This is a genomic window from Bacteroidota bacterium (assembly GCA_016194975.1).
Lineage (GTDB): Bacteria > Bacteroidota > Bacteroidia > Palsa-965 > Palsa-965.
In genome coordinates, this window is the sequence record JACQAM010000009.1 from 1 (window position 1) to 21,520 (window position 21,520).

At 42.0% G+C, this 21,520-nt stretch carries 16 protein-coding genes; 9 read left to right on the top strand and 7 right to left on the bottom strand.

Annotated elements, in window-relative coordinates; all coding sequences use genetic code 11:
• The 4 genes from HY064_07805 to HY064_07820 form a co-directional block, all read left to right on the top strand.
• The coding region (locus HY064_07805; protein MBI3510553.1) for a hypothetical protein at positions 1-1,257 on the top strand (1,257 nt) is incomplete at its 5' end.
• A gap of 44 nt (positions 1,258-1,301) precedes the next feature.
• Complete coding sequence (locus HY064_07810) at positions 1,302-1,865, top strand: hypothetical protein (GenBank protein ID MBI3510554.1); 564 nt, start codon at positions 1,302-1,304, stop codon at positions 1,863-1,865.
• Positions 1,866-1,878: 13 nt separating this feature from the next.
• Positions 1,879-3,897, top strand: coding sequence for a T9SS type A sorting domain-containing protein (locus tag HY064_07815; GenBank protein ID MBI3510555.1), 2,019 nt, complete (start codon positions 1,879-1,881; stop codon positions 3,895-3,897).
• 461 nt (positions 3,898-4,358) lie between these two features.
• A complete protein-coding gene (locus HY064_07820) occupies positions 4,359-4,850 on the top strand; it encodes a hypothetical protein (protein MBI3510556.1) in 492 nt (163 codons plus the stop codon).
• A gap of 185 nt (positions 4,851-5,035) precedes the next feature.
• On the opposite strand, the gene HY064_07825 is transcribed toward HY064_07820, so the two are convergent.
• Entirely contained in the window at positions 5,036-5,782 is a 747-nt protein-coding gene (locus HY064_07825; GenBank protein MBI3510557.1) for a SpoIIE family protein phosphatase, read from the bottom strand.
• A 250-nt stretch (positions 5,783-6,032) separates the two neighbouring features.
• On the opposite strand from HY064_07825, the gene HY064_07830 reads away from it, so the two are divergent.
• On the top strand, positions 6,033-7,304 hold the full coding sequence (locus HY064_07830) for a DUF2851 family protein (GenBank protein ID MBI3510558.1): 1,272 nt from the start codon (positions 6,033-6,035) through the stop codon (positions 7,302-7,304).
• Positions 7,305-7,362: 58 nt separating this feature from the next.
• Here HY064_07830 and HY064_07835 read toward each other — a convergent pair whose 3' ends face one another.
• Positions 7,363-8,187: a zinc-dependent peptidase gene (locus HY064_07835; GenBank protein ID MBI3510559.1), complete on the bottom strand. Its 825-nt coding sequence runs from the start codon at positions 8,185-8,187 to the stop codon at positions 7,363-7,365.
• A gap of 126 nt (positions 8,188-8,313) precedes the next feature.
• Between HY064_07835 and HY064_07840 the strand changes: the two genes are divergently transcribed.
• Both HY064_07840 and HY064_07845 read left to right on the top strand, forming a co-directional pair.
• Positions 8,314-10,353 (top strand): thioredoxin domain-containing protein, encoded by a 2,040-nt coding sequence (locus tag HY064_07840; protein ID MBI3510560.1) that lies wholly within the window; start codon positions 8,314-8,316, stop codon positions 10,351-10,353.
• The gene (locus HY064_07845) at positions 10,343-11,329 is read left to right on the top strand and encodes a hypothetical protein (protein MBI3510561.1); all 987 of its coding nucleotides are present in this window, start codon (positions 10,343-10,345) and stop codon (positions 11,327-11,329) included. Before HY064_07840 ends, HY064_07845 begins: the two co-directional genes overlap by 11 nt.
• A 139-nt stretch (positions 11,330-11,468) precedes the next feature.
• On the opposite strand, the gene HY064_07850 is transcribed toward HY064_07845, so the two are convergent.
• The gene (locus tag HY064_07850; protein MBI3510562.1) at positions 11,469-13,850 is read right to left on the bottom strand and encodes a TonB-dependent receptor; all 2,382 of its coding nucleotides are present in this window, start codon (positions 13,848-13,850) and stop codon (positions 11,469-11,471) included.
• A gap of 160 nt (positions 13,851-14,010) precedes the next feature.
• Here HY064_07850 and HY064_07855 point away from each other — a divergent pair, with 160 nt between their 5' ends.
• The gene (locus HY064_07855) at positions 14,011-16,185 is read left to right on the top strand and encodes a hypothetical protein (GenBank protein ID MBI3510563.1); all 2,175 of its coding nucleotides are present in this window, start codon (positions 14,011-14,013) and stop codon (positions 16,183-16,185) included.
• Between the two features lie 145 nt (positions 16,186-16,330).
• On the opposite strand, the gene HY064_07860 is transcribed toward HY064_07855, so the two are convergent.
• Entirely contained in the window at positions 16,331-17,377 is a 1,047-nt protein-coding gene (locus tag HY064_07860) for a ketoacyl-ACP synthase III (protein MBI3510564.1), read from the bottom strand.
• A gap of 143 nt (positions 17,378-17,520) precedes the next feature.
• Here HY064_07860 and HY064_07865 point away from each other — a divergent pair, with 143 nt between their 5' ends.
• A complete protein-coding gene (locus tag HY064_07865) occupies positions 17,521-19,071 on the top strand; it encodes a hypothetical protein (protein MBI3510565.1) in 1,551 nt (516 codons plus the stop codon).
• 28 nt (positions 19,072-19,099) lie between these two features.
• Here HY064_07865 and HY064_07870 read toward each other — a convergent pair whose 3' ends face one another.
• From HY064_07870 to HY064_07880, 3 genes are all read right to left on the bottom strand, one after another.
• Positions 19,100-19,453, bottom strand: coding sequence for a hypothetical protein (locus HY064_07870; GenBank protein ID MBI3510566.1), 354 nt, complete (start codon positions 19,451-19,453; stop codon positions 19,100-19,102).
• A 28-nt stretch (positions 19,454-19,481) separates the two neighbouring features.
• Entirely contained in the window at positions 19,482-19,835 is a 354-nt protein-coding gene (locus HY064_07875; GenBank protein MBI3510567.1) for a hypothetical protein, read from the bottom strand.
• 260 nt (positions 19,836-20,095) lie between these two features.
• The gene (locus HY064_07880; protein MBI3510568.1) at positions 20,096-21,343 is read right to left on the bottom strand and encodes an ABC transporter permease; all 1,248 of its coding nucleotides are present in this window, start codon (positions 21,341-21,343) and stop codon (positions 20,096-20,098) included.
• Positions 21,344-21,520: the final 177 nt, after the last annotated feature.

Here is a 21,520-nt window from a genome sequence, read left to right on the forward strand (position 1 = left end):
ACAGTGGGAATAGGAACTTCATCTCCTTCTTCAGGATATTTGCTTGATGTAAATGGCGACGCGCATTTCTCTGGAAATATTTTTGCATCGGGACTCGTACTCACCACCAAAGTGCAGGCCGACACGATCAGGAGCCTGAGCCAAATTTCCATTAACAACAATCTCGTTATTTCTGCCGGAGCGCAGAATGAGCTTTACACGAATTCAAATGATCTTTTGATTCAAAGCGCATCTGCATACACGCAGGGAAATACAATTTTAAATTCGGGCAACAGCGGCAAAGTGGGAATTGGAAATTTAAACCCGGTTTACAAATTAGATGTGAATGGAGATTTTCGTGCGAGCGGAAAAATTTATTCTTACAGGATTGTTCCATTGCCCGGCGACAGTATTATTCGTTTCGGAGACAGCACTGTAAATTTTCTTCCGCAAACCAATACAATTTACGGATCAACAGCAACCGGATATAAAGGATTAGGCCTTGGGGTTGGAACATTACCATTTGGCCTTCATTCAACAGCGATCGGATATCGGGTTGTGAGTGGCGCCCCTGCTGAGAATTCAGTGACGATCGGATCGGGAGTTACCAATGGAACTTATTTCATAAATAACGTTCCTAATTCTTTGGCAGTTGGATTTAATAGCAACACGCCGACATTATTTGTTACCGCTTCAAGCGGAGTGAACACAACAGGAAAAGTGGGAATAGGAACTTCAAATCCGCAGTACGATCTTGACGTAAACGGAACTTTAAATGCAACGCAGATTTTGCAGAACGGGCAACCTGTTTTTCAGTGGTCGCAAACAGGCGACAATATTTATTTTGACCAGAATAATGTTACAGGAGGAAGTGTAGGCATCGGTGTTACCAGTAGCACTTCGTTTTTTACTTGTCCCACTTGCAATGGCGGAAAATATTTACTTGCTGTGAATGGCGGTATTCGCGCGAAAGTTTTAAAAGTAGAACCGCTTTGGTCCGATTATGTTTTCGATTCCACTTATGTCTTAGCTCCGCTTGATACCGTTGCAAATTATATTCAGGCAAATCACCATTTGCCAAATGTGCAAAGTGCAGAAGATGTAAAACAAAACGGAATTGATGTAGGCGAAACAGATGCTGTCCTTCTTGCAAAGATTGAGGAACTCACGCTCTATATGATTCAACTGCAACAACAGAATGCTGCAATGCAAAAGGAAATTGATGAGTTGAAGAAAAAACCCGGGCGTTCATTTTTTCTTAAAAAACCTCAGCGGTAATTTCATGAAACTTCCTGGTGGAGAATAATATTAAAATTATTTCTATGCGGCAATTATTTTTTTCTTTGTTTTTTTTGATGGCCGTAAATTTTTCTGTTTACGCACAGCACGATAGCACAACGGTGAGAATCAGAAAAAATTCTTTTTTTGTTGAATATGGTGGAAATGCAGTGGAGGATGGGGTTCGTTTTAAGCAGAGATTTTCGATAAGCTACGATAGAATTTTGATGGGGAATAAACTTGTTAAATCAACTGTTCGCATTGGATACGCTATTCCTACAAAAAATTATTACTTTCCTATTCCTTATGACAGAAGTGAACATATCATACCCATTATGATGAATCTTTTGATTGGTAAAAAGAACTTTTATTTTGAAATCGGAATAGGAGTCGATTTCGTCCTTTTTAATTCTGATCATGCACATGTTTATGAAGCATTTACATCAGTGTTTGGATTACGTTATCAAAATTATGAAAAGGGGATAATGGCAAGAATAGGAGTTACACCGACGATCGGAAATTTAAATGGAACATATTCTACTGGATCTTATCCTTATTTAGGTTCCTTGTTTGGTATAAGTATTGGATATAGTTTTTTTAAAAAATGATAAATCAATAGCCATGAAAAAAATCAGTTTGTTCTTTTTATTTATATCACTCAGCATTTTCGTAAATGCTCAGAACGACCAAACCAATCTCGATAAATACTGGCACTATCGTTATCGCCTTGTCAATGATTTTATGGTAGTGGGCGATGGACCGGGAATGAGTCTGCCTGCCTGTATCAGAAACAAAGGTGGTACCCAGAATTTATATTGGGGAGAAACGCCCGTTTACCTTGGTTATTATCTCGGCGTGCTTGCAACGGAATATCGTTTGCTTAAAGATAATGGGCAAAATACGGATAGAACACTTACGGAACTCTACTATGCGCTGAAGGCAAGTGTGCGAATTGATTTTGTGGCCGAGAGTTACATTGCATGGAATCAATCAAATGTAGTTGATGGATTTTTGATTCGTGATGATGTGCCAGCAAATTTTGTCACACAGCATTCAAATGAATTGAATCAGAACAGGGTTTCTACAGACCCCGCTTTTGAAATTGGGTCAGGAAGACCGGGACCGGTTTCAGTTACGGAATCTGACTACTCTCATTTTCTTAACGATCCTGATCCAAGCAAAGTAGCGGTAAGCCAGGATGTGATCTATCAACTTTTAATGGGATTTGCATTGGTAAAAAGATATACTGATGACGGCGTGCTCACATTCAATAATTATGTAACTGGAACTACGGATAATGCAGATTTAAAAGCTATGGCAGTTGACGAAGCTGATAAAATTGTAAGCTTCATAAAAGAGAATCACGGTCACCATTGGGTAATACATGATCCAAATGATAATGCTGTAGTAGGAGGAAGTAATTTAGATATGGCAGCGCAGTCTTATGGACTTGCATTATCAGGTACATACATTACCGGGATTACTTATAACGATTCGCACACCGATCCATCATTATGGCAAGGTCTTCAGGATCCTAATGTTCTTCTGTGCGATCCAATCAGTAATCAGGCAAGTGTTCATCCGATGGGTATGGTGTTGGCAGCAATGAGTAATTCATGGAGAAATACTGTGGGTAATAATACTACGCCGGATAAAATATTAGAGAACGGCGATTACGATGCCGGAGGAACATTTGGATGTGCATATTTTGATAATCATTTTGGATGGGATGTATTTTATGGAATGTTGTGGGATGGATTTTACGGCGGACAAATGCACATAGGAGATTTATGTAAGGCACGGGATATATTGAATTCTGCTTTTGCAGATGGTCCTTTTGATCACAATGTTGCCGATAAAGCTTATCCGGGTTGGTGCGCAACAAGACGATTTTTCGACGATTCTCCTCGACAAAACATTGGTAAACCGGGTTTCGAAGGAAATTACAACGGTTTGGATTATATGCTTCTTTTCAATTTGTATTATTTGGATTCGAAAGCACAAGGTGCTCCAATTTTTATTCCGCAGCAGAGTGATCCATTTATTTCAGATCACTATCCTTACTTTGATCCGGCCATTCAGGAAGAAACAGGAGATATTTCTGATCCAGTAACGATTTTTTCTCCATATTTTCCTGTGATTGCAAATTCACTTTCAGTTAATTCTCCTCAATATACTGAATCTGGATACCTTATAATTTTTGGAGGGCCACAAGGAGTACTATTAACGAATACAACGGTAGAAAATTATGCATCGCTCACTGTTTTCAATAATGAACTGAATACAACTTGTGTTCCGTTACAGGATTATTTTTTTGATGAGTGCTCCTATCAACGTATAATTAATCCGGATTATTCTTCTTCTAATGGGAATGAATACCTGCCGTCGTATGCTCCGACGGATGAATTTAAACTTTATCCAAACCCTTCGTCAATGTCAATCAATTTGAATTTTCCTGTAAGCGAAACTTCAAATCCATTGGTTCAAATTTTTAATGCCGAGGGAAAAATTGTTTATGAGTCGAAAAATATATTTTCTCAAAACAATGCTATTGATGTTTCTACATTTACTCCTGGTCAATATTTGATAAGGGTAATCGATGATGAAAAGGTTTACACAAAAAAATTTCTCAAGGAATAGTTCCAAAAATGCTTAAAAAATTCTTATTCATTTTATTTATTATTCCTGCTAATTTCATAAGTGGGCAGAATGGATTTTCAATTCAAGCATTGGGCGATATGGGTATTTCGCACATTTCAGGAAACCAATTTGCAATAAAGCAGACAGGATATTACAGCAATTATTATGTGTTTGATAAAATGAAGGATTCACTTACAATAAAGTTTGGCGGCGGTTTAAAAATCCAATACACATTTCTAAAAAATATTTCATCCGGATTGGGAATTTATTATTCAAATCAACGACAACTTTACAAAAACTATATTCAATCTGGTCGTTGGACAGATTCAGTCAGTGGGGATTATTATGACAAAACAACTGTCCAGAAAAAAGAAATCAACCTTAATTATTTATACCTGCCTGTTATATTCACTTATAAATTTCGCTCCGAAAAAAAAATTTGTATTTCAATATTGGGTGGAATGAATTTTGGATTTCTTATCAACTACAAGATAAATAATATGAAGAGTGAAAACGGAGTGATTTACACCTGGAATGGATCGGACACAATTGCCGATACTTATTCCACTAATGAAAATGGAATAACCCGAGGTAAAAAGTTTGACTATAATTACACGTATTCATCTTCCATTTTTCCCGGAGGCAGTTCGCATTTTACAAACACACTCAATAAAAATGCTTTCAGGTTATTCGACCCTGAAATTATTTTAGGCATCGGATTGGAATGGAATATGAACGATCGATTTTCCATTCCTTTCGATTTTGTCTATTATAAAGGTTTTAGGGACGTGAAAAATCTTACTGCTCAGGTGATCGGTAGTACTTATAATCCTCCTCCCGTCACGGGTAATTACTGGACTGCACAATATGATGTTGCAAATCCCTTCATTAATTCTTGTCTAAATTTTGAGATTGGTTTGATCTATAAATTTTCATCAAAAAAAACTAATTGATATGGCAACTAAAAGTGAGGTTGAGGAAATTAATTGTTAATAGGGAAAAAATTTATTCCGGATAATTAGAATTCAGGGCATCTCTAAAAACACAGAAATGCAAGGCGGGATTTACTATTCGTAAATGAGGATTTTGAGGATGTAGCCCAACGCAGCAGTTCGAAGTTATTAGAGATGCCCTTCATTTATATCCTCACTGCTATCACGCATACATCATCCACTTGTTCGAGTTTGCTTTCTTTTCCATCGGTACCGGGCCAGGCTCTCCATTTTTCAAACGCTTCATCTAATTTTTTCTTCTGGTATTCCATCGGCTCGTTGCACATGGAAAGAAGAAGATCTTCAAGCTGTTTGTATTTGAATTTTTTTCCTTTAGGTCCGCCGAACTGGTCAGCAAATCCGTCGGTGAACGTATAAATGATATCTCCTTTTTTGAGATCGATCTTTTGCAAAGTGAAATTCGCCATGTCGCCGGTATGTTTTCCAACGGGCATCTTATCCGGTTTGTACTCGGTGAGTTTTCCGTCGCGCACATGCCAGAGTGGATTATTCGCGCACGCAAATTCAAGTTTCAGATTTTTCAGATCGTACGCGCAGAGAATACAATCCATTCCATCCTTCGATTCCTCTTCCGAACCTTCAGGATTGAGTGAATTGATGATCCCGGTGCGAACACTATCGAGGATCTCGTTCGGATGCATGAGATTTTTCTCAACGATCGACTCGTTGAGATGAGAAATTCCCATCATGCTCATGAGCGCCCCCGGTACACCGTGGCCGGTGCAGTCGGCAGTGGCCATGTAGAAGATCTCGCTGTCACGGCCGGGATGTTTGTGCGCGAGTGCGAAGTAAAAATCTCCGCTTACAATGTCTTTGGGTTTGTACAGGATGAAAAAATTCCTGGTTTCGGTGGCGGTTGCTGTTGTGCTCATAAGGGTAAATATATCAAAGTTGCCTGTAATGCGAAATAAAATCGGGTTGAATTTTTGGAAAGGATAGCAGAAAACAGGGAACACGCCTTATATTTAGGGCTCGCCTTAACCGGCTGTTTATCCTGCCATAATAAGGGAAATCGCACGCACTACCCTGAGCTTTCCATTCCCGTCCTTATTATTCACTTCACATCTTAACCGCATTTTGCACGACTGTGCATTGGCATTAATTTTTTTATTGCTCAGCATTATGACAGAAGAATTTCTCCATTACATCTGGGAAACAAAACAATTCCTGCATGAGGATCTTTGCACTTCCAGCGGAGGACTACTCTCAGTTATCCATCCCGGGGCGCACAATTTTTATTCGGGGCCCGATTTTTTTAATGCGCAGTTAAAGATAAACGAACAGTTGTGGGCAGGCAACGTGGAGATCCACATTCGTTCTTCCGACTGGAACCGTCATGCGCACACGCACGATCCTGCATACGATAACGTGATCCTGCACGTGGTGTATGAGCACGATGCGGAAGTGAAGAAATGCAATGGGGATGAAATGCCAACGCTGGTGCTCAATGGAAGAATTCCCGATCAACTGGTGGCTTCCTATTTTTCCATGCGGAATTCAAAAGAGAAGATCGCCTGTGGTCGTGCCGGAAAAGATACCGCACTCCGGATCGCAAGAGAAACGATGTTGTCACGTGCGCTTATTGATCGCCTTGCGCGAAAAACGGATGAAATGAAATTTCTGCTTGCACAGCTTAACGGCGATTGGGAAGAATTTTTTTACCGTCTTGTTCTTCATAGTTTCGGAATGAAAGTGAATGCCGATCCCATGCGCCAACTCGGGAATATTATTCCTCACCGTTTGCTTTTAAAATACCGCGATGCTATTTTCAGAATGGAAGCTCTCCTTTTCGGCGCCAGCGGATTACTCACAGTGGAAGAAGATGAATACGCCGGAAAACTACAGAAAGAATTTTCATTTCTGCAAAAAGTCCACGGTCTTGGAAGCATGGAAAAACACGCATGGAAATTCATGCGATTGCGCCCGAATAATTTTCCAACACTGCGCATCGCGCAGGCCGCTGCATTTTTTGGCAAGCATGAAAAACCTTTTCGCTCCTGCATCGAAACAAATGATCCGGAAATGCTCAGGAAAGTTTTTGATGTAAAAGCTTCGGGCTATTGGAATGATCATTACCGCTTTGGAGTGAAAAGCCGGACCTATGAAAAGTGCACCGGGAAAAATTCCGCAGAAATTCTGCTCATCAATGTGATCGTTCCACTGAAATTCCTCTATGGAAAATCGAAGAAAGAAGAAAAATATTCTGAAGAAGCGATCTCCCTGCTCGAAAAAATTACAGCGGAAAAAAATTCAGTCGTAGAAAAATACAGGAAGGAAGAATGGGAAATAAATTCGGCTGCCGATTCGCAAAGCGTGCTGGAATTGAAAAGAAATTATTGTGACAGGAAAAAATGTCTGGATTGCGAAGTAGGGAGGAAGATGCTGTATTCATAGTCCACTGATTATTATATCCCACCGATTAATCAGTGGGATATGAAGACATCAAAAAAAATTATTCCGTCAGGCGTTCCTGCAAACGATAATCTTCCGTCACATTCCGCGGATCCTGGTTGAGCAATTTTGTGAGTACAATATAAAGTTCAGGGTGGGTTGCAAAAAAATCTTTTGGCGCTTCAAAAAAAGTTTCCACCGACACGGCAAAAAATTCGTGTTTGTTCGTAAAAGCATATTTGCGCAGGAAATGTTCACTGTCAGGGCCGAGTTCAATTTCTTTTGCCGCAATTACTTCATAAGGGAAAACAAGTTTTTTAATATCAGAATAATCTTCGGCCGAAGCGGTGTACTCGATGAGCAGCGCATGCGCAAATTCATGAAGCCCCACATTCAGTTTGTCATCACCCACGCGATATCCTTCGAGATAATCCTTCACTGAAATACGGATGATGCCATTCGGAGTAGTGGCTCCTTTCATCAGCGGGCCATTGTGATTCATCCTGAAAATAGTTGGATGTAATTCCACCGTATCAAAACTCGCGAGCCAGTCTTTATCGATGTGAAAAGTGAGTTGCGCCGCGGTTGCGCTGATCATGATCTTTATTTTATCATCGGGCTCATATCCTTCTGCACCGACTACTTTGTTTTTAGAAAGATGGATCAGTACGCGGTCAAAAAATTTCTTTTTGCCTTCATTAGAAAGTTTATTGTAGTAAGAGAATTGCATCAATTCCAGTTGCACATTTTCTTTGTACTCCTTACTAAAGCGCATTTCTATTACCACATCGCTTTGTGCCGCATCATGAATTTTTGTTACGAAAAAACGGAGCAGCCAGGCGAAACCAAGGAAGAATGCGAACAAAGCAGCGGCGACGATGAGCATGGTTTTCAGAGGAGAATTAAAAGTTCAAGATAATAAGATTTATTTCCGCTCCGGTTCCGGAAATGAAAATGATATTCCATTGCTTGATTTATTTTCTCAAATTTACAGGAGATCATCAGCACGAACATGCATCGCTTTACCAACGAACTCATTCACGAAACCAGCCCTTACCTGCTGCAGCATGCACACAACCCGGTGAACTGGATGGCGTGGAATGAAGCGACACTTAAAAAAGCAAAAGAAGAAAACAAACTTATTCTTGTGAGCATCGGTTATTCTGCCTGCCATTGGTGCCACGTGATGGAACATGAATCATTCGAAGATGAAACAACGGCGCGCATGATGAACGATCATTTTATCTGTATCAAGATCGATCGCGAGGAACGTCCCGACATTGATGCAGTTTATATGAGCGCAGTGCAGTTGATGACGCAGCGTGGAGGATGGCCGCTCAATTGTTTCACACTTCCCGATGGAAAACCGTTGTACGGCGGAACTTATTTTCCAAAGGAACGCTGGAGAGAAATCCTTCTCACGCTTGCTGATCTCTGGAAAAATGATCCGGATAAATGTTTTGATTACGCGCACCAGCTTACAGAGGGCGTGCGTGCAACAGGGAAAATAATCACGGACAATGAAGAAAAAAATATTGAAAATAAAACTCTGGAGATCTCCATTCAGAATTGGTCGATGCGGTTTGATAATTCAGAAGGAGGCCCTGATCACGCACCGAAATTTCCATTGCCGAACAATTATCTTTTTCTATTGCGTTATGCACATCTCGCCGGCGAACAGGAAATTTTAAAACATGTTTCACTCACGCTTGAGAAAATGGCAATGGGTGGAATTTATGATCAGTTGGGTGGAGGATTTGCACGCTATTCAACCGACACGTTGTGGAAAGTTCCCCACTTCGAAAAAATGCTTTATGATAATGCGCAATTGGTTTCACTTTATTCCGAAGCTTACCAGCAATCGGGCAATGCGCTTTACAAAAATGTAGTTTATGAAACGCTGGAATTCATTTCACGCGAACTGACAGCGGAGAATGGCGCATTCTATTCTGCGCTCGATGCCGATTCGGAAGGAGAAGAAGGAAAATATTATGTGTGGACGAAAGAAGAATTGCATCAAACGATCGGGCAGTCATTACCGAACGCGATCTTTGACGATTATTTTTCAGTGGATGAATATGGCCGGTGGGAGAATGGAAAAAATATTCTGTTACGGAGGGAAAGTGACGAAGTTATTGCGAAAAAGCACGGTATGAGTGCAGATAAGTTGCAGGAAGGAATAGATAGCGCGAAAAAAAAATTGCTGGCTGTGCGCGAAAGAAGAGTGCGCCCATCACTCGATGATAAATCACTCACGTCGTGGAATGCGATGATGCTGCGTGCATACGTGGATGCGTATGCAGTTTTCGGTGAAGAAAATTTTTTATCAGATGCGCTGAAGAATGCAGCATTTATCCGCGACGTGCAATTGCGTGATGACGGGGGATTGTGGCATTCGTGGAAAAAAAACAAGAGTACGATCAACGGATTTCTCGAGGATCATGCATTCGTGATCGATGCTTTCATTGCGCTTTACCAGGTTTGTTTCAATGAACAATGGCTCATGATAGCGAAGCAACAAACCGATTACGTGATGAAACATTTTGTCTCGGAAGGCCAACAGATGTTTTACTTCACCTCTGCAAAAGATCCGCTACTCATTACACGAAGAATAGAAACGGATGACAATGTCATTCCTTCTTCAAATTCAGTAATGGCGAAAAATATTTTTTACCTCGGGCATTTCTTCGGAAAAGCAGAATGGATTACACGTGCGGAACGAATGTTAAAAACAGTACAGGAAGAGATCATCCGCTATGGCGCAGGTTATTCAAACTGGATGATCCTTCAGCTGCATTTCACTTTTTCATTCCGTGAAGTTGCAATTGTTGGTAACGATGTTGATAAAAGCAGGGCCGCCTTCAGGAAGCATTACCTCCCAAATCAAATCTTTGCAGGAAGCCCCGGTCTGTCGGATCTGCCTTTGCTTCAAAATCGTTTCGTGGAAAATAAAACACTCATTTACATTTGCGAAAATAATTCCTGCGAATCACCGGTTGAGAATACACGGGCAGCGATTGACAGATTGGAAACCGGAACGAATGCCGAATAAAAAATATTTTATTTTTTTTTCCTGCCTCCTGCCGCTGTTTGCTGCCGCCCAGCTTTTTCTTCCCATTGATGATGATCCATTCGGAGTTCCGGTGAAATTCAACGCCGACAGTATTCGTATTCACAGAATATTTTCCATCACCGCAAATCTTCAGTACAAGCCCGACGGAAAAATAATTGATGATCGTGGGCTCAAACAATATTACCGTTTCGACTCACTCGGCCGTCTCGCTGAATTCTGGAAAACCACGGTGCGCAATTATGCAAGCGACGAGATCGTTCATCCTGCGGTTTACCGGAAAGGAAGAAGGATCCGCGGGGAATGGACAGAAACGATCAATCATTACAATTATGATTCTGTTTTTGTTTATTACTATTACGACAATGTCAGTCGTCTTTCGTGCAGGCGCGAGTGCGACGGTGATTTTTATCACACCTGGTATTACCTCTACAATGAAGACGGAACCATTGCGAGGCAAACGCACTGCAGGGAAACGAACATCGGTACAGGCCGCGATCAATTCCGTCTCGGTATGCAAACGATAATTTCGCAGGAAGATTTTTCCTACAAAAGATTTTCTCCGCAGCAGGTAAAACAATTCTGCCTGAACGACGAAGGAAAACCGTATAAGGAAATGATGATGAACTTCGATAAGAAAGATCGCCCTGTAGAATTTCGCGAAGAATATACTGCCGGTGGAATACGGACAGTTTCATTGTGGAAATACGATTCACTCGACCGCACTTCTGAGATCAGCTATACGTCTAATGCCGGCGGAGATTTTACTGAAACCACAAAATATAATTATGATTCACTGGGAAGAATTGAATCCGTGAAAAGATTTACGAACGATCAGTTGAAAGATGAATTCAGTTATCTCTATCACGAACATGAACCGGTAGCGTATGCCTACATCAATCGTCGCCACCTCGAAGCAGGGATCGATATTGTGAAGATGGATATAAGGTACTGGTAAGGGTGGATTACAGATTCGTACAAAGAATACAGATTACGAATTCAGACAGATGTACAGATTCGGGTTTTGTTTAAAGGCACAGTAGTAAATTCGTTTTTATCTGTAATCTGTATTCCCCGTAAGAATCTGTAATCCGCCCTCAGAATGAAATCTTATAACTCGGCACTGCAAGAAATCCAGTTTGATAATTCGTAACGACTGAATTCGATTGCTTGTTATAATCCTGCGAAAAAACATTCCTGTTATTGGTGAAATTCATCATCTCCACGGAAAATTGTTGTGTGATGTGTTTCCCATTGTGTATGAAACCGATCTTTCCATCCATCCGGAAATATCCAGCGTAGCGATTTTCATAAGCGTGCGAAAAATCGAGTACCTCTTCTCCGGCAAGGCCTGATGCAGCAAGATCAACAGGAATAAATCTTTTTCCGCCAGCCATATTCATTTTCAGATCTACCGAGATCGTGTTTTTCGAATTGAGATGAAATTCTTTTCCGCCCAAAACATTCACCACATAATTTCCGCTGAATGCAGTTTGCCTTTCTTTTCCATCGCTCGGCGTGAAGTATGCTTTGAAAAGTGAAGTGGTAACGAGAAAATAATATCCCTTCGAATAAAATTTTTCCACGGTCAGTTCCAGTCCATAGTTCCGCCCGGTTCCTTTGTTCTGCAACGAATCAATTCCCGGCGCATCAAAATCTGCTCCTTCATTCAAACCCGAATAAAGCCCGGAATAAGAATTCGTATTCCTTAACGTAGGAATGTCGTAGAGGTATTGATAATAAATTTCAGATTTCAAACGGAAGTTGTGCGCAAAATTCCAGTCATAAGCAAGCACAGTGTGAATGGCTTTCGTGAAACCGATATTTTTATTTGAGAGTGTGTACGATCCGTCGGGCATGAGTGTTTGATTGAAATAAGTGAATACCGTTTGCATCTGGCTGTGCATTCCTCCTCCTATACTTATTGCATTTTTATCATTCAGTTCATAACGAATTCCCACACGCGGCTCCAACGCCCACGAATCGTTCAGCGTGAGCAGTTGCCAGTGCACACCTGCATTCAGCGTGATGCGGTCGCTGAACTTGTGCTGCCATTGGGAAAATGCCTGTAATAAAAAGGTACTCGTGTTGATGTTCCTGATCTTGCGGAAATAAATCACACTGTAATTCGTACTGTCATGCAGGCTAACAAAAATATCAGTTGCAGTTATTCCTGATTTCCACGTGTTCTTCGCGTTAAATTTTTTCAGCAGGACATAATTCGCAGAAAATTTTTCCTGGCGGAAATCGCTTCCATAATCTCTCCAGAAACTGTGATCGGCTCTTGAAAAAGAATCCTGCTTGATGAAATTCTGCATGCCGTTCACCGATAAATTAAATTTACTCAGCAAAGTGGAATTGAAAATATAAGTGTGCGTTATTCCTGTCATTCCGGTTCGTGTTCCGTAATTGGTGTCATAACCACCCTGGTCATATAAATTCAATTTGGTAGAATCCATGTGACTGTCGTAAAGCGCAATGAAACTCAATCCGCCAACACCCCATACTGAAATGTCACCGAATTTTTTTGTGGGGAAATTCAATTTAAAAGAACAGTCCTGGTATTTCGGAACAGCATCTCCTATTCCGAATTCTTCACCGAGCTTCTGAAAAACGGCGAGCGTGGAATAACGGTAGTTGATCAGGAAAGATGCATTGTGTTGTTTGGTGAACGGCCCCTCAATTCCACCTTCGAATCCGTTGAATCCCATTTGCCCGAGAAATTCAAATTTTTCATTGTTGCCGTTTCTCATTCGCAGATCGAAAACTCCCGCAACAGCATTTCCGTATTCTGCAGGAAAAGCGCTCGTCATGAAATCGGAATTGTCGAGTACATTATTGTTGAGCATACTCACCGGCCCGCCGGTGCTGCCGAATGAACCGAAGTGATTCGGATTCGGAATATCAGAACCGTTGAGCCGCCATAAAACTCCGAGCGGAGAATTTCCGCGGATCACCACATCGTTTCTCGAATCATCAGCGCCGCTCACACCCGCGTAGTTCGCGGCCATGCGCGAAGGATCACCGAGACTTCCTGCATAGCGTGAAGTTTCTTCAATGGTAAAAGTGCGCGCACTTACCGTTGCCATTTCGTTGATCGATTTTGTTTTGGAAGATTCATCGGTGATCACCACTTCTTTCTGCGTAGCAACTGATTCGGTCAATTCCACAGTGAGAATCACTTCTTTCCCGGAAGTGACGACGATGGAATACGTCCGGTCTTTGTAACCGACAAAACGGAAAAGTAAATTGTGGCGGCCGACTGCAACATTTTCCATTCTGAAATTTCCATCCACGTCGCTGGTAGTATTCCTTTGTGCAGCGCCGGTATCATTGAGTACAACGATGGCGCCTACCAATGGAGTTTTGGTCTGATCGTCAACAATTGTTCCGCGAACGGTTTGCACGGGCGTTTGCGTTTGCGCGACGAGCAGAAAATTCTGCAGGAAAAAAAACAAGAGAATGATAACTATACGCATGATGAATGAATTCCGGAATGCGAAGATACTGAAGAGACTGGTAATGGGTTCTAAGTTCTTGGTTCTAAGTTCTAATAAAAAACCACTTTCCACTAAAACAAAATGTCTAACTTTCTAAAACAAAAATTACCGGAAACAATCTTCTCCACAGAAAAACATTATGAAACGATTTGCATTTTTTTTCCTTGTCTTTTCTTTTTTTACAGCGAAAGCGCAACTTAACCTGGCTCCACTTGTAATCTCAACCGGAAATGCAGCAGATACTTCTTCTTTTTCTATTGCTGTTTTCAATCCCCAGCAGAAAAACGTAAATGATATCGTCGCCTATCGGCATGAAAAATTTGAATTGGGAATTGAACTTCCACCGGATCTTTTTCGTGATGTAGAATCATTCTGCGATCAGAACACAAATGATCCTTCGGCAGTAAATCCTTTCGACCCGGAACAACTGAATGTTTACGCAGAGTTCACTTCTTTGTCATCCGGGCAAAATGTTGGGCATGCTCAAAAAATATTCGGATTTTATTACAGGGAATTTATGCGCAATGAAACCGGTGAACACAAAGCATGGGATTATTCGGCAAGCCCAACGAATTATACTTTTCGTTTTCGTTTTGCGCCGCCTGATACCGGCCGGTGGAAAACGATAATTAAAATTGAAAGTGCAAAGCATGGAAATTATTCTTCCCATGAAATTGATTTTAATTGTTTGCTTTCTTCCGATATTCACAACGAGGGAAACATTCATACACTTCCGGGAAAAAGATATCTCGAGTTAGGCAATCACATGTTCATGCCCATCGGCTGGAATATCACCAACCCTATTCCACGCAGCTTTTCAGATTACCGTTTTGGATACGGCCCTTACGACGGATGGAAAACGATCAACATGTATGGTTACATCGATTTCGGAAATTATCTTTCAGAATTATCTTTCGCCGGCGGAAATTTTTTCCGGATGCATGATCTTCCCTGGTCAACAGAAATTGAATTTGAAAAGCTGAATGATTATTCCGGACGACTGAGCAACGCGTGGGAAATGGACAGAATACTCGACGAAGCAAAAGATCTCGACCTGTATATTCTTTTATCGCTCGACGTTGCAAATAAACTCCTCAATGGAGCAGGTGCTTACTGGGACTGGGCAGGAAATGATCTTTCTTCCTGCGCTAAATCGAATGGAGGACCGGACGACAATGGCCTTTGCTATCACTCACAGCTTGGGCTGAAAGACCCTGTGGATTTTCTTTCTGATGCGCAGGCAAAAAAATATTACAAATACCGTTTGCGTTACATGATCTCGCGTTACGCATACTCCCGCAACATTGCGATGTTTGAATTATGCAATGAGGCGAATACAATAGGAAAGGAATTTTCTTGCGATAAGGATTGTGCTGCTTCACTGATAAAAGATCCTTACAATACAAGCGCATCTTTCCGTGCAATATTACAAAAATGGCAAACGGAAATGACCGACTATTTAAAACACGATCTTGATTTGCAGGATCATTTACTCACCATCAATTACGCTGGAGAGCCCAACAAAGACGACCTCAGTTTTACAACTTGTTCCATTGATGTGAATGATTATAATTATTACAGCGAATACATTTCGCGCACCGGAAATTATTTCTACATACAGAAGAGATCGGGGATCGGCTCTGCGTTATCACGACCGGTTTTTTTCAGTGAAACCGGTTCGCCGGAGCGTGATGAATGTTCCGATTTTGCCGAATGGGTTCGCACGTTCTGGACGATTCCTTTTTCCGGTTGTGCAGGCGGATTGAATTGGCCAAAAACATCTTTACCCGATCTTCCCGCGCCTTACTACGCGCACTTCGCACGCCTGCGCGATTTTCTTTCCGGCGTAGATTTCAATGATGGAGACTGGGACCCGGAATACCAGTTGCAATCCGATCTGCTGGCAGAAACCATGTATTTAAAACATTTAACTAAAGGTCATGCAAACAAAGCAATAGGCGTGGTATTGAATAGATGTTACAATGATAACTCAATGAGAACATGCGATAATTGCGATTGCAGTAATTACAGGCGGCTCAATGGCGTGAAGCAGAAAATTTATCCCGACTCTGTTCCTTTTGATCCGCCGAAAGATGTGAGTTACCGAACGGGCCCCGGAAAAAAAATGAAAGTGACGGGCATGGGATCGCACAAACATTATAAAGTGGAGTGGACCGATGTGATGACTGGAAAAGTAATTGAAACAGATAGTGAATACACGCAACTGGATGGTGATCTTTTATTGCAATATCCAGCGCTCATTATGACTACTAAACCTGTGCGTCCTATTCTTGCTTTTAAAGTTTTTCCGTAGGATAGGGCGTTTGAAGTAAAATGAATTTATCCAGGTAAAAAATGCGAGCGGAAAAATTACGGGAACGAAAAAAATGATCAGGGAGTGAATATTCACATTCGCAGTTTTGTTCCAAACCTGTTCGGGATTCGTAATTCGTAAAACCTCACACCACCGCTACATCTTTCGCAAATGCATTTTCTTTTTCTGCAGCAGCTTTTCCATCATACGCCCACTTCACGAACATTCCTCCCCAGGTAAATCCTGCGCCGAACGTGGTGAGAATTAAATTATCACCTTTCTTCAATTGGTTTTCCCATTCCGTGAGACAAATAGGAAGTGTTGCCGTCGTAGTGTTGCCGTATTTCTGAATATTCAGCATCACTTTCTCGTGGCCAACTCCCATGCGGTTTGCAGTGGCATCAATGATGCGTTTGTTCGCCTGGTGCGGAACAAGAAATGCAATATCTTTTGAAGTAAGTCCGTTGCGCATCATCATTTCTTCGGCAACATCTGCCATTTTTACAACAGCGAGTTTAAAAACTCCCTGACCATTCATGGTAATGAAATGTTGTTTATTCCTCAATGTTTCTTCCGAAGCAGGATGCAAACTTCCACCGGCCGGTTGAATGAGTTGAGCAGTTCCCGAACCATCGGTGTACATTCTGGCATCTACAATTCCATTTCCGGAATCATCGGGTTCAAGCAGCAGACATCCTGCTCCGTCGCCGAAGAGAATGCACGTGCGGCGATCGGTGTAGTCAACAATGCTCGACATTTTATCGGCGCCAACCACAAGAACTTTTTTATGCGCACCGGTCTCGATGAATTGTTTTCCCACATTAAGCGCGTAAATAAAACCGGAGCATGCACCCATCACATCGAAGCTCCAGGAGCGTGTAGCGCCAATCATATCTGCAATGATATTTGCAGTTGCAGGAAACTGGTGATCGGGAGTGGCGGTGGAACAGATGATGAGATCGACCGAGAGCGGATCGATGTTCATTTTTTTTAAAAGTTTTTTTGCTGCTTCTGCGCCCATGTATGCGGAAGCTTTATCGGGATCGCGCAGGATTCTTCTTTCGCTCACGCCGCTCCTGTCGAGAATCCACTCATTGGTGGTATCGACCATTTTTTCGATATCGGCATTTGTGAGTTTGTCTTCGGGCAACCAGCAGGAAACGCCGGTTATGGCAGCTTTCATCTTCTTCATCGGGCAGGTTTTTTTACTCGTACAAATTTAAAGAAAGTGCAGGAGGAAACCATCGGCAAAAATTAAAAAACCTACGATATTCAATGAGTAAATAATAGTTTATTTGCCAATAAAAAAAGTTATTTTTATTGAAAATATATACGATGTCCAAATTGAATTCCGATTCACTAACACTCCTCATTCAGCGGATGAGTAAAAGTGAAAAACGTCATTTCAAACTGATGGCATCTCGTCATGCTTCGGGCGACGGGAAATTCATTCGTCTTTTCGACCATATAGCTTCATCGGGCAGAAATGTGTCCCGGTCGGAAAGAGAGAGTGCCACTGGCATCAGTAATCAGCAATGGCCGAACCAGAAAGCGTTTCTTTACAATTATCTGCTTCATTGCCTGCATGTACTCAATTCCTCGTCGTCGATTGAACTCTCTCTTGCCGATCTCCTCAGCCAGTCACGCATTCTTTACGACAAATGTCTGTATCGCGATTGCCTGTGTCTCATTGATAAAGCGAAAAAAATTGCACACCATTCCGACCAGTTCATCCTGCTGATGGAATTACTGCATCTCGAAAAATCTGCGATCAGCCACACAATCGCCTCCAGCCACCAGGAGATTGTAAAAGCATCTGCTTTTAATTCGCGCGATGTGGTACGCAGGATAGAAACAGAAAACCGTTTGCAGGATCTTTCTATTCGCCTCAATACATTTTATTTGCAAACCGGATTCATCCGTCACCGGAACGAACTCGCGCGCGTGAAAAAAATATTCCGTGATAATTTTCTTTCCTACAACGAAAAGAAACTCGATTTTGCCGTGCGTGTACACCTGTTGCAATCCCTCACCGGTTATTATTTTTTCGTCCAGGATTTCCGCCTGGGACTTTCCAGCGCAAAACGTTACGTGGCATTGTTCGAAGATCAACCTGAAAAAATTTTTATTCACACGGAAGCGTACATACGCGCGCTGAACAGTTTGCTCGTGGCGCTCAATAAATTCAATGCACTTACAGAATTTGAAAGTGTTCACCGCCGACTCATAGCGCTCAAACGTGATCCGAAAATTGTGCTTACTGAAAACATCAACCTGAATCTGTTCAAAGCAATTTATATTCACGAGATCAATCGTCATTTCATGAAAGGAGAATTCCGTTCGGGAACGCGCATAGTCGGAAAACTGGAAAATGAACTCGATCGTTTCATTCCGCTGCTCGATCATCATTCGGTGTTGCTCTTCTATTACAAGATCGCTTGCCTGTATTTCGGCGCCGACCAGTACAAACGTTCACTGCATTGGTTGAACCGGATCATTCACGCAAAAGATATTTCCGTGCGCGAGGATCTGCACGCATTCGCACGCATACTCGCACTCATCTGCGACTGGGAGCTCGGGAATGAGCGCATTGCGGAAGCGCACGTGCGCTCGCTCTATCGTTTCCTGATGAAAAAAGGAGATCTCACTGCTTACAATAAACTCATCCTGGAATTTCTCCGTCGCCTGCCGGGATATCTTTCCCGAAAAAAACTGCAGCAGCTTTTTATTGACCTGCGTGAAAAATTAATTCCGCTCACAAAAAAGAAATTTGAAAAACGCGCTTTCTATTATTTCGACATCATTACCTGGCTAGATAGTAAGATCACGAAAATGACGATGGAAGAAATTGTAAAAAGCAGAGTACGAAATACGAAAATATACTGAAAGTTACGAAATGCGAAACCCCGAAAATCTATTTACCATAAAACTTTCTGGTAAAAGCTTTTTGCAATTCCCTTGTCACGATCTCTTCTGCCAGCAGCGATTCATTCCCCGCAACACGTTCCGTTTTTTTCTGCGATACATCAACGCGGTACAACAGGCGCATTACTTTCTCAGAAGCAAATCCTCCATTCACATGAATAATTAATTTTATTTCATCACGGAAAGAAAAAATATCTGCAACAACATTTTCCCGAAATTCCGTTTCAATTCCCGATGAGAGCAGATCGCCATGGAATAATTTAACTGCAACAGGCAGCAACTCTTTTAAAAGATCACCGCATTCAACAAAATCATTGATATTTTCCGGGAGAGTATTGGTCATTGGGTTATTAGTCATTCGTGATCCGTAATCAGAGATTCCGATCCATTCGCTTATAAAAGATCATGAAAATTATGCTGAAAATAATGGACACTACCGCATCGGCTATGCCCAGCGCAGTGAGATCGCCGAACAATTGCAGGATGATGATCTTCGTGAGCGTGATGTAAACAAATAATTCTGCGCCCCATTTTTTCATGTGCCATACTCCTACCGTAGCCATGAAACGAAGCGCCGTCATAGTTCCATAAACAATAGGATACCATTTCGCAATGCTCCGAATGCCGGGATAAGAAATGAGAATGATCTGGAATGCAGAGATCACAAATCCCACCACACAGAAAATGGAAATTACTATTGGCCGTTTTCGAAGTACGTATTCCACGGAATTCAAAATTCTGATTTGAGATTTGAGATTTGAAATTCGAAATGGAGAATAGGTTTCATCTTAGTATTTTTATTCACTTTAATTTATGTTCAATCCCGAATCTTAAATTAAGAGGATATCTAATAACTAATTTTTTTTTTGCCACTATGGAACCAAGACACAAAGATTAATAAAGTTTTTCTCTTAGTGTTTCTTAGTGCCCTTGTGCCTTTGTGGCGATATGTTTTTTTTTAATAATTAGGTTTTTAGAGATACCCTTAAGAATTACTTCTAATCGCTTCCACCGGATCAAGCTGCGCTGCCGAATACGCAGGAATGAATCCGGAAATAATTCCGATGAGAATGGAAATGGTTATTCCCAATGAAATATTCGCTGTCGAAAGAATGAATCCGTAATCCAGCGTTTTATTCGCGATCAGCACCAGCACGTAATCGAGAATAAGCCCGATGAATCCGCCAAGCATACACAACACCACGCTCTCCGCAAGAAATTGCATGAGTATGAACCAGCTTTTTGCTCCCAGCGATTTCTGAATTCCTATTTGAGAAGTGCGTTCGCGCACCGAAACGAACATGATATTCGCAATGCCGAATCCGCCGACAAGAATCGAAAATGCTCCAATGATCCATCCCGTGGTCCCGATCACACCGAATAAACTTTCCAGCGGCTGACTCAGTACACTCACTTCGTTCAATGCATAATTATCTTCTTCTTCCGGTTTCAGACGGCGCAAACTCCGCATCACACCCGTGAGTTCATCCTTCAGTTCCGGAGTCGTCACCCCGTCTTTCGCACGCACCATGATGTAAGGATCAAGTTCATCTTTCTCCGCATCCATCATCGTCCTTGCAAAATCAAGCGGCATCACCACCTGGTCGTCAGAACTATTGCCCACCATACTTTCTCCTTCTGCTTTGAACACGCCGATCACTGTCATTTTTCTTCCCATCATGAGAATACTTTTTTCCAGCGGATCTTCATCGCGGAAAAGCGCGCTCGCTACATTCGCGCCTATGAGCACCACCGCACGGCCGTTAGCAAATTCCTGCTCGGTGAAATATCTTCCCGAAGAGAGATCGAAATTTTTTACACGGTTATAACCGAAAGTAGTTCCCACGATCGTCACATTTTCCACATAGGAAGTCTGGTAATGCGCCGTCGATTTATTATTCACCGTGTACACTACTGCCGATGCTCCGGTAAGCCGGCGTGTAAGTTCATCCGCCTCATCGATCTTCATCACCGGCCGGTTCATGTATTTCCACCAGGCATAATCACCCTTGGTAAACCACGGCCATTTCTGAATGAAAACCACGTTCTGCCCCAGCGACTGCACACTCGTTTTGATCTTGTTCGCCATCGAATCGACTGCCGTGAAAACCGCGATGATCGCGAAAATACCAATGGTAATTCCGAGCAGCGAAAGAACGGTGCGAAGCCGGTTCACCCGAAGTGCATTGAGCGCAAACAGGAAACTTTCACGAAGCAGGTTGAGAAAAAGCATGAGCCAAAGGTACTTGTTTTCGCTGGCGATGAGGAGGATAATCAGGAGCGAACCACCTGTTCTCCGAATGAGCAGCGCTCCGGCTGACTGTGAAATGTGCGTGGCACAAGTTCACAGCATCCGGGCTAGCGATTCATTCCTGCACGGCATTACAATTTTTCCGGCACCCCCTTTGAA